General features: G+C 58.1%; 5 protein-coding genes. 4 read left to right on the top strand and 1 reads right to left on the bottom strand.

Annotated elements, in window-relative coordinates; translation table 11 throughout:
* Window position 1: 1 nt before the first annotated feature.
* From CHB79_RS04035 to CHB79_RS04025, 3 genes are all read left to right on the top strand, one after another.
* On the top strand, window positions 2-1,615 hold the full coding sequence (locus CHB79_RS04035; protein ID WP_089358960.1) for an ABC transporter ATP-binding protein: 1,614 nt from the start codon (window positions 2-4) through the stop codon (window positions 1,613-1,615).
* Window positions 1,616-1,643: 28 nt separating this feature from the next.
* Window positions 1,644-2,438, top strand: a complete 795-nt coding sequence (fabI, locus tag CHB79_RS04030) for an enoyl-ACP reductase FabI (protein WP_010483422.1) — start codon at window positions 1,644-1,646, stop codon at window positions 2,436-2,438.
* Between the two features lie 206 nt (window positions 2,439-2,644).
* On the top strand, window positions 2,645-14,086 hold the full coding sequence (locus tag CHB79_RS04025) for a VCBS domain-containing protein (RefSeq protein WP_089358959.1): 11,442 nt from the start codon (window positions 2,645-2,647) through the stop codon (window positions 14,084-14,086).
* 57 nt (window positions 14,087-14,143) lie between these two features.
* On the opposite strand, the gene CHB79_RS04020 is transcribed toward CHB79_RS04025, so the two are convergent.
* Window positions 14,144-15,709: a sigma-54-dependent transcriptional regulator gene (locus CHB79_RS04020; protein WP_089358958.1), complete on the bottom strand. Its 1,566-nt coding sequence runs from the start codon at window positions 15,707-15,709 to the stop codon at window positions 14,144-14,146.
* A 257-nt stretch (window positions 15,710-15,966) separates the two neighbouring features.
* On the opposite strand from CHB79_RS04020, the gene phhA reads away from it, so the two are divergent.
* On the top strand, window positions 15,967-16,755 hold the full coding sequence (gene phhA / locus CHB79_RS04015; protein WP_089358957.1) for a phenylalanine 4-monooxygenase: 789 nt from the start codon (window positions 15,967-15,969) through the stop codon (window positions 16,753-16,755).
* Window positions 16,756-16,806: the final 51 nt, after the last annotated feature.

Below are 16,806 nucleotides of genomic sequence, written 5' to 3'. Positions count from 1 at the left end.
GATGAACGACACTGACAACCTCATCGAAGTACGCGACCTGGCCGTTGAATTCGTCACCGGTGACAACCGCCAGCGCGTGGTGGAAAACATCAACTTTGACATCCGTCGTGGCGAAACCCTGGCGCTGGTGGGTGAAAGCGGCTCTGGCAAGTCGGTCACCGCGCACTCCATCCTGCGCTTGCTGCCCTACCCGATTGCCCAGCACCCAAGCGGCACCATTTGCTACAAGGGTGAAGACCTGCTGAGCATGAACGAGAAAAAGCTCCGCGGCATCCGTGGCAACCGCATCGCCATGGTGTTTCAAGAGCCCATGACCTCGCTCAACCCGCTGCACAGTATCGAAAAACAGATCAACGAAGTGCTCGCCTTGCACAAAGGGCTCAGCGGCAAGGCGGCGACCGCGCGCACCCTGGAACTGCTCGACCTGGTGGGCATCCCTGAGCCACGCAAGCGGCTCAAGGCCTACCCCCATGAATTGTCGGGCGGTCAGCGCCAACGCGTGATGATCGCCATGGCACTGGCCAACGAGCCAGAACTGTTGATTGCCGATGAGCCCACCACTGCGCTCGACGTCACGGTGCAGCTGAAGATCCTTGAATTGCTCAAGGATTTGCAAGCGCGCCTGGGCATGTCGCTACTGCTGATCAGCCACGACTTGAACCTGGTTAGAAGAATTGCCAACCGGGTATGTGTCATGCAGCGCGGAATGATCGTCGAACAGGCGTCATGTGAAGATTTGTTCACTGCGCCACAGCATTCCTATACTCAGGAGCTGCTTGGTGCGGAGCCCAGCGGTGACCCGGTCGATAACCCGCCAGGCGAACCAATACTGGAAGTTGACGACCTGCGCGTGTGGTTCCCGATTAAAAAAGGACTCATGCGCCGCACAGTTGATTATGTAAAAGCGGTGGACGGCATCAACTTCAGCCTGCCCCAGGGTCAGACCCTGGGCATCGTTGGCGAAAGTGGTTCCGGTAAATCCACGCTCGGCCTGGCGATCCTGCGCTTGCTTGGGAGCCAGGGCGCGATACGCTTCCAGGGCCAGGCGGTAGATGGTCTTTCGCAAAAGGAAGTGCGGCCGCTACGGCGACAGATGCAGGTGGTGTTCCAGGACCCCTTCGGTAGCCTGAGCCCGCGTATGTCGGTTGGCCAAATCATCGGTGAAGGGCTGGACATTCACAACATGGGTAGCGCAGCCGAGCAGGAACAGGCTGTGATTGATGCGCTCAAAGAGGTAGACCTCGATCCGGAATCCCGGCATCGCTACCCTCATGAGTTTTCAGGCGGACAGCGGCAACGTATTGCCATTGCCCGGGCACTGGTACTTAAACCGGCGCTGATACTGCTGGATGAGCCCACTTCGGCGCTCGACCGCACCGTTCAGCGTCAAGTTATCGAGTTGTTGCGGTCGTTGCAGGCCAAGTACAACCTGACCTACCTGTTCATCAGCCACGACCTGGCCGTTGTTCGGGCAATAAGCCACCATTTAATGGTGGTCAAGCAAGGTCAAGTGGTTGAACAGGGTCCGGCAGAGGCGATATTTGCCGCACCGCAGCATATTTATACTCAGCAACTGCTGGAGGCAGCCTTCTTGGCGCCAGCAAAAGCTGACTAATCCTTGTAGATAGGAAGAGGAACAACACATGGGTTTTCTAACCGGTAAGCGCGTACTGATCGTTGGCGTTGCCAGCAAACTCTCCATTGCCTCAGGCATTGCTGCAGCCATGCACCGTGAGGGTGCCGAACTGGCGTTCACCTATCAGAACGAAAAACTCAAGGGCCGGGTTGAAGGCTTTGCCGCTGAGTGGGGTTCAAGCGCTGACCTGTGCTTCCCGTGCGACGTGGCCAATGATGATGAAATCGTTTCTGTATTTGAAGCCTTAGGCAAAAAGTGGGACGGTCTTGACTGCATTGTTCACTCGGTCGGCTTCGCTCCGGGCGACCAGCTCGATGGCGACTTCACGGATGTCACCACCCGCGAAGGCTTCCGCATTGCCCACGACATCAGTGCCTACAGCTTCGTAGCCTTGGCCAAGGCTGGGCGCGAGCTGATGAAAGGCCGCAATGGCAGCCTGCTGACCCTGTCGTACCTGGGCGCCGAGCGCACAATGCCTAACTACAACGTAATGGGTATGGCCAAGGCCAGCCTCGAAGCCGGTGTTCGTTACCTGGCTGGTAGCCTGGGCCCTGAAGGCACCCGCGTAAATGCCATCTCGGCCGGTCCAATCCGTACGCTGGCAGCCTCGGGAATCAAGAGCTTCCGCAAGATGCTGGCCGCCAACGAAAAGCAAACACCATTGCGCCGCAATGTCACCATCGAAGAGGTTGGTAACGCTGGCGCGTTCCTCTGCTCTGACCTGGCCTCAGGCGTAAGCGGTGAAATCATGTATGTCGACGGTGGCTTCAACACCACGGCCATGGGTGCGATGGACGAATAAACTTTCGCACACAAATAGGCAGTTTCCCCAAGAACCCGGCGTATGGATTACGCCGGGTTTTTTGATTGAAATAACCAGTTGCTGGATTGTTTCTATCAGCCTTATACCGCTTTAGCTCGGGGCTAAATTTGTTTTTTCGCACCACGAGGACGAAAGAACCAGCTACGCTTTATTAACGGTCTATTCATGCGCATGGAGCCATAGCAATGTCGAAAGCCTATACCGGTGGTCGCAACGGTAATCCCTTTAAGCCCAGCAACCGTACGCTGGCATTGGAGCCGAGGATTCTGTTCGACGGTGCAGCAGCAGTTGCCACAGAGCAACACACTACTGACACCTCGGCAAATTCTGCCCCCGATGGCCAAGACAACAGCCACATTCCTGCAACTCCCGTCGAGGCAGCCCGCTCTGCCCCGCCACCTACCTCGGCAGCACGCGCATTGCTGGTGATCGACAGTCGCCTTGAGAATAGCCAGCAGCTCTCCCAGCAGCTGCCACAAGGTGTCAAGGCCATTATTGTCGACACTCAACAAGACGGCATTGCCGCCATTGAAAAAGCCCTTGAAACCATGGGCCAGGTGGACTCTGTACAAATCCTCTCCCACGGCGCCGCTGGCCAGTTCACCTTGGGCAGCACGACCGTGTCGAGTGACAATATCGATCAACTTGGCAGTCGCTTCGCGCAATGGAGCAATAACCTCAGCGCCGGTGCGGACATTCAACTCTACGGCTGCCGGATTGGCGCTGGCGAGGTTGGCAAAACCCTGGTCGCTGAACTGGCCCGCTGGACGGGCGCTGATGTCGGGGCATCCAACGACGACACCGGCAATAAGGCCGCAGGTGGCGACTGGGAACTGGAAGTGCGCGATGGCGATATTGATAAATCAATTGCCCTTAGCACTGCAACCATCGACGGCTTTTCTGGCTTGCTGGCCGACGCGGCGCCTACGCTATCTGCGGCAGGCACAGGGACCGATGTGCAACTGGGCAGCAACTTCACCTTTACCCTGAACTTCTCCAACACCTCATCCCAGTCCGGCTACGCCCCCTTTGTCGATGTGTTCCTGCCTACAACAGGTATCGATGGCGCCGGCGCGGAGATTGATGACGGTATCAGCTTCGTTTCAGCCAGCTACCAAGGCCAGGCACTGGTCGCTCACGTCATTACCTTTGATGCCAATGGCCAGGCAGTCCACCCCTTGGCCGTCGGCGCTGATGGCCAGCCACTGGTCGTGAACGCCGCCGCCTACGGGATGCGCGCCGGTGACCAGATGGTGGTGCTGGAATTACCCTTTGCCAGCGTCAGCCAGGGCCAGCCCAATATTGGCATCCAGGTTACAGCGACCCTGAGTGATCTAGCCGACACCGATTTCTCGTCTTCGGCAGCAAGCCCTGATTTGACTATTCGCGCGCGCAGCGGTTTCCAATACGGCAACGATGCACTGAATAACCCAAGCGTTGACCCAAGCCTGGTTCAGACCGGCTCCACCAGCTATGTGATACACCCAACGGTCATCACATTCGATCAACAGATCATAGCGCCCGAGGGCGAAACCGCGACCGGCCCCAACTATGGCCGCGAACTGCAAATTACGGTGAGCCCGGCAACCTCGCAGACCATCACCGACCTGGAGATCACCCAACCGGTTCCCGACGATGTGATCATCACCCAGATAACACCGGGGGCCAACGGCACCCTCACCTCGATTACCCTGTACAACGGCGACACCATCAGCAACCCGACATTGATCAATGCGGTATTTGCTCGCAATAACGATGCCGACCAGACCAACGACGTCTATATCCAGTCGTTTACGGTCGCCTACAGCGACTTCTCGGCGCCTGTAACGACCAATGTCGATTTCTTCGTGCCTGACGCCGATGTCGACGGCAATCCGGTGATCAACCCGATAACCGGCGATGACACCACTATTACCTTCGGACCGCCCACGGCTACTGGCCAATGGCAACCGCTTGACCCGCGCGACGTTGCCAACCCGGGCGATACCATTGCCTTCAGCGGCGATGGATTTGCGACCAGCATAGTGGCCAAGTCGATCACCCTGGAAAAACAAGTCAGCCTGCAGACCGATATCGGCAGCGCCGGACTGAGCCCGGGCGACACCCTCAACTACGTCATCAACATCAATGTCTCTGACTATTTCGCCTTTGGTAAAACCCTGCTCAACCAGGGCAGCTTTGTCATTACCGACACCCTGAGCGACGGCCAGACACTGGTCGATGGCACGTTGACGATCTCCGCCAATATCGATGGTGTCGACTATCAAATCCCGGTCGTCTTCACTCAGGTTGTAAACCCGGACGGCACCACCTCGCTGGTGTTCGATATCGCCGCCTCGATTGAGAACTACTATCCCAATCACCAGTGGATCAACGGTGACCTGGCCTTTGATGACATCCTGCAGGGCGCCAGCACAGCGGTGCTCAGCTACCAGGCGGTGATTGGCCAAAGCTATACGCCCCCCGCAGGCGCCCCCCACAGTGAGATCAACGAGGGCGACTCATTCGGCAACAATGCGACCGTTACCGCGACCATAATGGAAGACGAGGTCAACCTCACGGGTGAAGACCAATCGGACTCCTCAAGTACCACCAGCACCATTCCAACCAGTACCATTGATATCGAACTTGCCGACCTGAATGGCAATGGCGCCCCGCCGCCAGGCACCGAATTGCGCCCAGGCGATGAAGTCACGTTCAGCCTGACCTATGACCTGGTAACCGGGGACTACGAAAACTTCACCCTCACCGCCTACCTGCCATTGCCGCTGTTCGACCTGACCGGTCTCGATGCCAGCACCATCTGGCAGCTCGGCACTGACAATACCAACCCCAACAGCCCAAGCTCGGTCACTATCGGCCCGGGCAACTCGTTGATCTTTACCTTCGACGACTACGTCAACAGCGGCACTGACGGCAGCACCATCCAAATTGATTTCACCCTCACGGTCAGCGATCAACCCTTTGCTGACCAGCGCTCATTCAACGTGTTGGCCGAATCGAGCCAAACCACAACCCTCGACAAGACCGAAATCCTGTCTTCGGATGATGTCACCCTTATTGCCTCGGTCGCCGAACCAGACCTGAGCATCACCCACGGCGTGGTTTCCTCGAGCAACGGTACAGTCACCGGCACCACCGGCGGCTGGAACGCCCCCGGCACCGGCGGCGCCCCGTTCACCGGCAGCGTTACCGATATCAATGCGATTGAAGGCAACGTCACCGATATTGACGCCAGCGACACCATTCGCCTGGCCACTGCAATCGAGAATACCGGCGGCGGCAATGCCTTTGATGTCAGCACCCAGATCACCCTGCCACCTGGCCTGTCTTTCGTCGGCGGAAGCTTGTCCAGCGCCAACCTGCTGATTTTCCGCGGTGATGGCTCACAACTGATCGCCGGGGTCGACTTCACCGTCGACAACGCCACCAATACCATTACCTTTGTTGACAATGCCGGGGTTGGCGCTCTCCTCGCGGGTCGTCCGGGGACAGCCGCCGATAACAGTGGCGCCAACCTGATTGTCATCACCTACGACACTGTGGTTGCGGGCAACATCAACGCCAGCGCAACACTTGAAAGCACCGGCACGTTGCTCAACTACGCCAGCATTGAAGGCGGCGCGAATTTCCTCGACAGCGGCGTGCTCAGTGATACCGCAGCGCAACAAGTGGCAGCCCCCGAGATCAGCAAGGGATTTGCCGGTGGCAGCCTTGATAACTCAGATTCGAGCGCCAGCCACACCACAGGCGCTGACCTGGTCGTGGGCGAAAGCATGCTCTACGACATCATTGTCACCCTGCCTGAAGGTGTCACCCAGTCACTCAACATCAACGACCTGATTCCACCCGGCATGCGCCTGGACACCAGTTACAGCGGCAGTGGCTATCAATTGATCACTACCGCCGGAGGCTATCTCACCCTGGACTTCGGCGGCACGGTAAACATCAGCCAGCTCAATACAACAGGCACCGATGGCGGTGATGCAAACTTCGTGTTCAGCATCTCCTCGGTCAATGGCGACAACAACACCGACAACAACAAGTTTGTGATTCGCGTGCGCTTGATCGCCACCGATGTCAGCAGCAACCAGGCCAATAAGGTTCTGCAAAATGACGCGACGCTCACCTACAACGACACCGACGGCGACACCCCAAACAGCACTGATCCGGCCGATGGCATCAACCGCATTGTCACGCTCACCGGTGATAAACCGACAATCACAGTGCGAGAACCGACGCTGCAAATCAGCCAAACCATCAACACCCCGACTGACTTCGGCTTTGACCAGGATGACCCCGTCGACTTCACCATCACCATCAGCAATGGCAACAGCGCAACGGACTTTGATGCCTTCGATATCGATTTCAGCGACACCCTTCCCACTGAACTTGATAACCTGACACTGACCAGCGTGATCTATACGGTCAATGGTGTAAGCACCGACATCACCAGCAGTTTCAGCTTGGACCCAGTGACCCGCACGCTGGTCAACACCGGCAATATCGATATCGCCAAGGGTGGCAGTATTGCGATCAATGTCAGCGGCGTAGTCAATGCCAGTGGCGCCTCGGTTCCGGACTTTGACAACCAGGCCCAAGTGCAATGGACCAGTATCGATGGGGTCAACAGCGACGAACGTACAGGCGTGGACGGCCTGCTCAATAGCGGCGCCCTCAACGATTACCGCCTCGAAAGTACCTTGGTGATTCCGGTTGCTCAGGGCATCAGGATTTCCCGTGTAGGCGGTCTGGATGACACCACTGCGCCGAACCCGACCAATGCCGAAGTCGAAAATGTCGCGGTCGGCGAGTTGGTTCGCTACCGCGCTGCCGCACTGATTCCAGAAGGTGAAAACCCCAACTACTCGATCAGCATCACCCTGGATGCCGGGCTGACGCTGGCCGACCTCGCCAGCATGCGCGTGGCCTTCGTCTCCAATGGTGGCCTGGTAACCGACCTGAGCGACTTGATCACTAGCGGTGTGCTGGCCATTGATGGCGACGAGAACTCCCCCGAAGCCCTGTTTATCACCCCGGACTTGTCTGGCGCGGGGCCGACCGGGGTGCTCAATCCCGATTATGTAACAGTCACTACCGATGCCAATGGGCGCCAGGTCATTACCATCAACTTTGGCAACGTCACTAACGGTGCAGGCGCCGCAGGTGATGACAGCAACGATGACAACCTCGAAGGGATCATTGTTGAGTTCAGCGCCCGGGTAAATAACCAGGTCAGCAACCAGGCCGGGGATCAGCTAGGCGTATTTGTTCAGGACCGTGTAGACGGCGCATTGCGTGCCACCAGCGACACTCTGTTTGAGCGTATTGTCGAAGGCGGCTTTAGTGGCCTGGACAAAACAGTCACCAACTTTGACCCCAATGTCGGCGATAGCAGCGGCACCGCAACAGTGACCATCGGCTTTAACCAGAGCGGCGAACTGCCCGCCTATGACGTCAACTTGAGCGACAGTTTTCCAACGGGCAGCAACTATCAACTGGTCAGCATCACTGTTGGCGGCACCACTTACGCGGCCGCTGATCTGCCTGCGGATGGCATCAGCTTCAGCACCGCCGGGGGGCTCAGTGTGGACTTCAGCCAGGTTGATGTGGGCAGCCAGATCAGCGTGGTCTACACCGTCGATGTGCCCAACGACGCCATTGTTGCCAACACCAACGCCAGCCTCACCTGGAGCAGCCTGCCGGAAACCTTCACTACCTGGGGCGGCAGCACTGTCGGCGCCGATGGTAGCGCCGATGGCGAGCGCACCAGCGCTGACGGCGTTGGCCCGGATAACGACGCGGTGCTCAACAACTATCAGCTGGTGGAGGCCGCGGGCCTGGGCATCATCAGCGGAACCCTGTGGAACGATACCAGCTCGGCCGACGGCTCCATTACACCAGATGGCCCGGGCATTGCTGGCCAGGATGTAACCCTGACCTGGGCTGGCAATGATGGCATTTTCGGCAATACCGACGATGCGACCTTTACCGCAACCACCGATGCCAATGGCCAATTCATCTTTGGCGTATTGCCTTCGGGCTTGTATCGCATCGACGCGCCTACCGAGGTCAACGGTATCGTCGCCTTTGGCGACATGCGCATTCGCATCGACACCGATGGCAGCACCCTTGGCCAGGTTAATATCACTCTCGGCGAAGCTGACAGCCAGAACGCCGATTCGGGCTATGTCGAAATCAACGACGCACCGGTCAACAGCCTTCCCGGCACCCAGAATGCCCAGGAAGATATCGCCCTGGCCATTTCAGGCATATCTGTCAGTGACGTCGATGCCGAGCGCGACCCGGATATCACCGACCGGGCAATCCAGGTGACCTTGAGCGTCACCCAAGGCACCCTGTTTTTCACCGGCGCCACCACGGGTGTGACTGTCACTGGCAGCAACAGCAACTCAGTGGTGCTGGTCGGTCGTATCGCCGATATCAATGCGGCGCTGGCCAGCCTCAACTACCTGGGCAACGCCAACTTCAATGGTAACGACACCCTGACCGTACTGACCGATGACCTGGGCAACTTCGGTGATTTCGACGGCAATGGCATCCCCGGCGAATCAACTGACGCTCGCACCGATCAGGACTCACTGCTGATCGTGGTGGCTCCGGTCAATGACCCACCGACGGCAGTAAACGATGAAGCAACCGCCGTCGAAGCAGGTGGCCGGGACAACCAGACCCCGGGCGTAAACCCCACCGGCAACCTGACCGACAACGACACCGACGTCGACCTGATTACCAATCCGGATACCGAAAACCTCATCCTGGTTTCGGTCACTTTCAATGGTACGACCGTCCCCGTCCCTGCGACTGGCACCGTTGAAATCGAAGGCAATTACGGTAGCCTGTTTGTCGATAGCAGCGGCGCCTATGAATATGTTGTCGACAATGACAACCCTGAAGTCCAGGCCCTGCGCCTGAGCGGCCAAACCCTGAGTGAAACCTTCAGCTATGAGATCAGCGACAGCGGTGTACCGCTGGCGACTGCCAACTCCTCCGCGCTGCTGACCCTGACCATAGAGGGCGCCAACGACACACCAGTAGGCGTAGACGATAACGGCCTGGCCATCGAACAAGGTGGCGTCAACAATACCGATGTCGGCAATCCTGGCGACACTCCACCGAGCGGTTTCCCAGTTCCAGGCCAGGACGCAACCGGTAACGTGCTCGACAACGACACCGATGTCGATGGCGGCGCTGGCGACCCGGTAGACTATGGCGAAAGCAAAAGCGTAACCGCTATCCGCAATGTGCCTAAAGATGAAATCGGCACACCGCTAATCGTGCCTCCAGGCGGGTCCATCAGCATTGATGGCACCTACGGCACCTTGACGATCTTTTCCGATGGCGAGTACAGCTATGTAATTGATAACGACAACATCGCCGTACAGCGCCTCGGCCCGAATGACACCCTGAGCGATGAGTTCAGCTATCAGGTGACCGATGCACTGGGTTTGAATGATCTGGCCAACCTGACCATCGTCATCCAAGGCAACTACGACAACCCGGTTGCCAGCGATGACCATGCCCAGGCGCAAGCCAGTGAGGTTGATGACGACGGTAATGAAGTCAACCCAACCGGCAATGTCATTACCTTCCCTAGCCGTCCTGACAACACAGGCCTGCCCGGTGGCAACGGTATCGACCAGGATGTCGACAGTGCTGACCGCCCCAACACCAACCTGACCGTTACCGGCATCCGCAATGGCACCGAGGTTGCTGGCGGCGCATTGGGTGCAGTGACGACTGGCACCACGCTCGACACCCTGTACGCCCAAGACTCAACAGGCACGCCACTGACCAATGCCAGCAATGAGTCCTACGGTGAACTGACAATCAACCCAGACGGCTCATTCAGTTTTGACGTCAACAGCGACCATCCAGAGATAGTCGCCCTGGCGCTTGGCCAGACCCTTGATGTGGTCGTGACCTATCAAATCACTGATACGGCAGGATTGACCGATACCGCGCAGCTTGTGATCACTGTCACCGGCGCCAATAACGTGCCCCTGGCAAACAATGGTGTGGCATTGGCAACCGAAGCTGGTGGTGTCAACAATACAACTCCCGGGGTCAACCCCGCAGACAATATCTCGGCCGAAGACCCCGATGGTGACCCTCTTACCGTTACTGCAATTCGGACCGGCGCGGAAACCGCAAGCGGTACCTCTGGCATCGTCGGCCAGGCACTGCAGGGCCTATACGGCCAGTTGACCATGAACGAAGATGGCAGCTACAGCTATGTGGTCGACAATAGCCTGGCAGCGGTACAGGCTTTGCGCCAACCGAGCGACACCCTGATAGAGCGCTTCACCTATACAGTGACAGACCCCGGTGGACTCAGCGATAGCGCTGAAATCATCGTGGTGATTCGTGGCCAGAACGATAACCCGGTTGCCGACAACGACACCGCATCTGCGATTGAAGCTGGCGGCGTCAACAATGCAACCGGCGGTGTTAACCCCGTGGGCAACGTGCTGGACAATGACGCCGATGTCGACAGCGTCGCCAATGGCGAGACCAAGGCTGTTGATTCAGTGCGTACCGGCGCAACCGAAGGCGCGGGCACTGCCGGCACCCTGGACGTAGAACTGCGCGGCACCTATGGCTGGTTGACCATCGGCGAGGATGGCGAGTATCGTTACCGGCTGGACAACTCCATGGCGGCGGTCCAGGCCCTGCGTGCAGGCAACAGCCTGACCGACAGCTTCAACTACACTGTCATTGATACAGCTGGCGCAACCGATACAGCAGTATTAACCATTACCATTCAAGGCAGTAACGATACCCCGGTTGCCAATAATGACAGCGCCGCAGCGGTTGAAGCAGGCGGACTGAACAACACGACACCAGGCGTCAACCCAAGCGGCAATGTGCTGAGCAATGACACAGACGTCGACCGCTACGGCGAAACGCTCACTGTTTCAGCCGTTGCTGGCGGCAGTATTGGCAGTGCGTTCTCTGGCAGCTACGGCAGCCTGACGCTCAACAGCGACGGCAGCTTCACCTACACCGTCGATAACAACAACCCACTGGTCCAGGCGCTGCGCACCAATGCCAACAAACTGAGCGAAAGCTTTACCTACACCATCCGCGATTTGGCCGGCGCAACCAGCAGCGCAGTACTGACAATCACCATTTCAGGCCGCAACGACAACCCTGTAGCAGTCAACGATACCAATACAGCGACTGAAGCCGGTGGCGTCAACAATGGTACGCCGGGCACCAATCCAACCGGTAACCTGCTGGCCAATGACACTGATGTCGACAGCGGTGATAGCAAAACCCTCGATGGGATTCGCACCGGTCTGGAGGTCGCCGGAGGTAGCTTTACCAGCGTCGGTGCCATCCAATCGATCGTCGGCCAATATGGCACCCTGACCGTCCGTGCCAATGGTGACTACAGCTACGTGGTCAATAATAGTCTGGCCGCAGTGCAAGCCCTCAAGCCTGGCGACACCCTGCGCGAAGCCTTTAGCTACCGCATGCACGATACGGCTGGCGCACAAGATATCGCCCAACTACTGATCACCATTGAAGGCGCCTGGGACACCCCGGTGGCGGCCAATGACCTGGGTATCGCGGTAGCCGACAATGGCGACGGCCGGTTTATCGACCCAAGCGGCAACGTGCTGACCAATGACACCGATGTCGACGCTGGCGACAACCTGACCGTTACCGCGATCCGCACCGGCCAGGAAGCAGGCAGCGGTACTGCTGGCACGGTCGGCAGCGTTCTGGTGGGGCAATACGGCAGCCTGGTACTCAATGCCGACGGCAGCTACCAGTATGTGCTGGACAAGACCAACCCGGATGTACTGGCACTCAACCTGCTCGATACGCTCTACGACTACTTCACCTACACCGCGACCGACGATGGCGTGTTGAGCGACCCTGCGCAATTGTCGATTCTGATTATCGGTCGCAACGATCCACCAGTGGGTGTTGATGACAGCGCCACGGCCATTGAGGCAGGCGGCGTCAACAACGGCACAGCCGGGGTCAACCCGAGCGGCAATGTGCTAAGCAACGACACCGACTTGGAAAACGGCGTGCTAACCGTAACCGGCGTGCGTACCGGAACAGAGTCAGGCACAGGTACCAGCGGCGCAGTGGGCACCAGCTTGCGCGGCCTCTACGGTAACCTGACCCTTAACAGCAATGGCAACTGGACCTATGTGCTCGATAACAGCCTGGCGGCCGTCCAAGCACTGCGTATCAGCGGCCAGACCCTGACTGAAACCTTCACCTATACAGTCGAAGACCCCTATCTTGCCGATGACACCGCGCAGTTGGTGATCACCATTGACGGGCGTAACGACACACCTGTAGCCGTAGACGATAACGCCACGGCGGTGGAAGCCGGTGGTATTTTCAACGGCACGCCCGGGGTCAATCCGCAAGGCAATGTGCTGGATAACGACACCGACGTCGACAGTGTAGCCAATGGCGAAACCAAGCAGGTGGTCAGCGCCAGCAGCGAAACCGGCAACACTTCAAGCGCAGGCCAGGTGCTGGTGGGCCGCTACGGCAGCCTCACGCTTAACGCCGACGGCACATACCAGTACGTGCTGGACAACAACAATCCAACGGTTCAAGCCTTGCGCACGGCAGGTGAAACCCTGCGTGAAACCTTCACCTACCGCATGCGTGATACCGCCGGAGCAGAATCCACTGCACGCCTGAACCTGTTGATTCAAGGCGCCAACGACAACCCTCTGGCCGTCAACGACAGCAATGTGGCCAGCGACCAGGTCCCTGCCCCGCAGACCAGCGGCAACGTGCTGCCCAATGACAGCGATGTCGACGGTGGCGACAGCCTGCAGGTCGTGGCGATCCGCACCGGTGCGGAAAACGCCAGCGGCACGGCCGGGACGCTGGGCCAACCACTGGTCGGACGCTACGGCACCTTGGTACTCAATGCCGACGGCAGCTACACCTACAGCATCGACCTGACCAACAACGAAGTCCTGGCTGCCGCAGGATTGGGCCAGGTGCTCAGCGATGTCTTTACCTACACCTTGAGTGACCTGGCCGGAGCCACGGACCCTGCCGAACTGGTGATTACCCTGGATATCACGGCGCCCTTTATTCCAGCGCCCAAAGATGGTCCATTCCACCACGAAGACGACCGGGATCCGGCGGGTCAATATCAGCCACTGCTCAAGGATATCGATCCGGTGGTGTTCATCAGCCCCGTGGTGCAACGCGATAGCAGGCTCAACGCCTTCATCGCCCGTGAGTCGGACGGCAGCAAGGTGCTGCTACCGGCGTCGGCAGGGTTGCTCAGCGACATCGACGAGGCTTATCAGGTGCCTGGCCAGTTTGTTCACCAACAGGTGCTCGACAGCCAGTTCGACAGTGAATTGGACATGACCTGGATTCTGGGTCGGCAACAGCGTGTCGACTTGACCGCCGATGGCCTACTCAGCGACCCATCGTTGTTTGGCACCAGCGTCGATGGCTTGACCCAGCCATGGCAGGCTCCCGAGCGCCAAGAGCAGCCTCAACAGCCGCAAGAACAGGCCGCCCCTGCGCAAACTGCCAGCAGTTTCCACAGTCAACTGAAGAATGCCGCGCTGCAGCGCAGCCTGATCAGGCCACAAAGCTAGTACCAGGAGGTTGCCATCACCCTGAACGTGCAGGGTGATGGTGGCTTCATTGGTGCTTCACTCAGCCTTGGCCACCTTGCCGATACTGTGCTCGCGCAGCTTGTTGGCAATGGTGGTGTGCGATACACCAAGCCGTTTGCCAAGCTGGCGACTGCTTGGATACTCGCTGAACAGGCGCTCAAGCACGGCTTTTTCGAAACGCCCGACAATCGCATCAAAGCCCCCTTCCAGCGAGAAATCACCAATCGGCTGAGGGGCACCATAATCTGGCAAGCGAATGTACTCGGGCTTGATCATCCCCCCATCGCACAAGGAAACAGCCTGGAAAAGCACGTTTTCAAGCTGGCGCACATTGCCTGGCCAGTGATAGTGACCGAGCCGCTCCAGCACCTGGGGCGCAACCTTGGGCAATGCACAGCCAATTTGCCGACTGGCCTGGTCGAGAAAGTGATCAACCAACGGAGCCAGCCCATCCAGGCACTCGCGCAAGGGTGGGATATGCAGGCTCAGTACATTGAGCCGGTGATACAGGTCTTGACGAAACTCACCGCGCGCGCAGAGTTCCGATAGATCCACCTGTGTCGCACAGACCACGCGCACATCGAGGTACACCTCTTCATCGCTGCCAACCCGGCGGAAACAGCCATCTTGTAAAAAGCGCAGCAACTTGGCCTGCAAGCGCGGGCTCATCTCTCCCACGCCATCAAGAAACAGCGTACCGCCAGCCGTCAATTCGAGCAGGCCCAACTTACCTTCGGGCCTGGCGCCTTCGAATGCGCCCGGCCCATAGCCAAACAGCTCTGTCTCGGCCATCGACTCGGGTAAACCGGCGCAGTTAAGCGCCATGAAGGGTGACTGGCCTCGTGGGCTGGCCAAGTGGCAAGCACGGGCCAGCAGTTCCTTTCCCGTGCCGGTTTCCCCTTCGATCAACAGTGGCGCATCCAGTGGCGCCATGCGCCGTGCCTCGCGCACTACCGCAGCCATGACCTTGGAACTTTGGAAGATACTGTCGAAACCACGCAGTTCCTGCTTGCGCACATTGTAGATACGCTCGCCGACACGGTCCGCGCGATGCAGGGTCAGCACCGCGCCAGCCAGGGCTTCGCTTTCATCATGTTCCGATTGCAGCGGCGCGATATCGGCCAGAAACACATCGCCCTTGACCTTGACCCGCAAGCCATTGATCCGCGATTTGTTCGCGCGCACCAACTCCGGCAAGTCGAAATCCTCGGCATAACGCGACAAGGGAATGCCCGGCACCTCATCGACCCGCACGCCAAGCAGTTGCGCCGCGGACCGGTTGGCAGCAACGATAGAACCGCCCATATCGATGGACAACACTGGAAAATCCAGGGCTCCGAGCAACGCATTGAGCTCCAGGTGCCGCCGTTCACTGGGCATCAGCCCTACGCGCTTGACGCCAAACACACCGGTAATGGCTTCAAACTTGGCGCGCAGTGACTGGAACTGCAGGTTGATCAGGTTCGGACAGTGCAGGTAGATGGCATTGCCATGCTCACCGCCGACCTCGCCACGGGCCACGTTGATGCCGTACTCGACCAGCAGATTAAGGATGTCGCGCAAGATGCCAATGCGGTTTTGGCAGTGAACTTTGATACGCATGACTGGGCCCGGATCGTATTTTTATGGGCCGCGATGCCGAAAAATCAGTATCGCAGCGGATTATTCGTCAAGAATATGTGACAGCTTAGACCTTCGGCAAGATGATACTTAGCCAACGCCAGCAACTTGTAATTTTTTCTTTACGATTTTAGCCACCCAAACAGCACCCGGACCACAAAACCAGGGCTGTAAAGACGCTGCTTCCGAGTTATTCATAGCTGATCAAAACAACAAAAGCTCCATCAGGAGGCGATTAGATGAAGAGCACGCAATATGTGGCTCGGCAACCGGATGACACCGGTTTTATTGATTACCCCGAAGCCGAGCATCAGCTTTGGAACACCCTGATCACGCGTCAGCTGCAAGTGATTGAGGGCCATGCGTGCCAAGAATACCTCGACGGCATTGAGCAACTTAAGCTGTCCCATGAACGCATTCCGCAGCTCAATGACGTCAACCGGGTGTTGCACTCGACCACCGGCTGGCAAGTTGCCCGGGTTCCGGCACTGATCCCCTTCCAGACATTCTTCGAATTACTGGCCAGCAAGCAATTCCCAGTCGCGACCTTCATTCGCAGCCCGGAAGAACTCGACTACCTGCAAGAGCCCGATATCTTCCACGAGATCTTCGGTCACTGCCCCCTGCTGACCAATCCCTGGTTCGCCGAATTTACCCATGCCTACGGCAAGCTGGGCCTAAAGGCCAGCAAGGAGCAACGTGTGTTCCTGGCTCGCCTGTACTGGATGACCATCGAGTTTGGCCTGGTCGATACCAGCCAGGGCCGCAAGATTTATGGCGGCGGTATCCTTTCCTCCCCCAGGGAAACGCTGTATTGCCTATCCGACCAGCCGCAACACCTGGCCTTTGATCCTGTTGAAGCCATGCGCACACCCTACCGCATAGACATTCTGCAACCGGTCTACTTTGCCTTGCCCAACCTAAAGCGCTTATTCGACCTTGCCCACGAAGACATCATGGCAATGGTCACTCAAGCCCGCGAGCTAGGCCTGCACGCGCCCCTGTTTCCACCTAAACACGCCGCCTGAACGCCTGCCATTTTTCGGCGTCACAGCTGTGTGACTAACATTCAATGAATT

Source organism: Pseudomonas segetis (assembly GCF_900188155.1).
Taxonomy (GTDB): Bacteria; Pseudomonadota; Gammaproteobacteria; order Pseudomonadales; family Pseudomonadaceae; genus Aquipseudomonas; species Aquipseudomonas segetis.
The sequence above is the reverse complement of the archived record's forward strand: the minus strand, read 5'-3'. Positions and strand labels throughout refer to the sequence as shown.

What these genes read in the sequence shown, in the direction of transcription:
- CHB79_RS04035 (WP_089358960.1), top strand. Translation starts at nt 2, where the DNA reads ATGAACGACACTGACAACCTCATCGAAGTACGCGACCTGGCCGTTGAA.
- fabI (WP_010483422.1), top strand. Translation starts at nt 1,644, where the DNA reads ATGGGTTTTCTAACCGGTAAGCGCGTACTGATCGTTGGCGTTGCCAGC.
- CHB79_RS04025 (WP_089358959.1), top strand. Translation starts at nt 2,645, where the DNA reads ATGTCGAAAGCCTATACCGGTGGTCGCAACGGTAATCCCTTTAAGCCC.
- CHB79_RS04020 (WP_089358958.1), bottom strand. Translation starts at nt 15,709, where the DNA reads ATGCGTATCAAAGTTCACTGCCAAAACCGCATTGGCATCTTGCGCGAC.
- phhA (WP_089358957.1), top strand. Translation starts at nt 15,967, where the DNA reads ATGAAGAGCACGCAATATGTGGCTCGGCAACCGGATGACACCGGTTTT.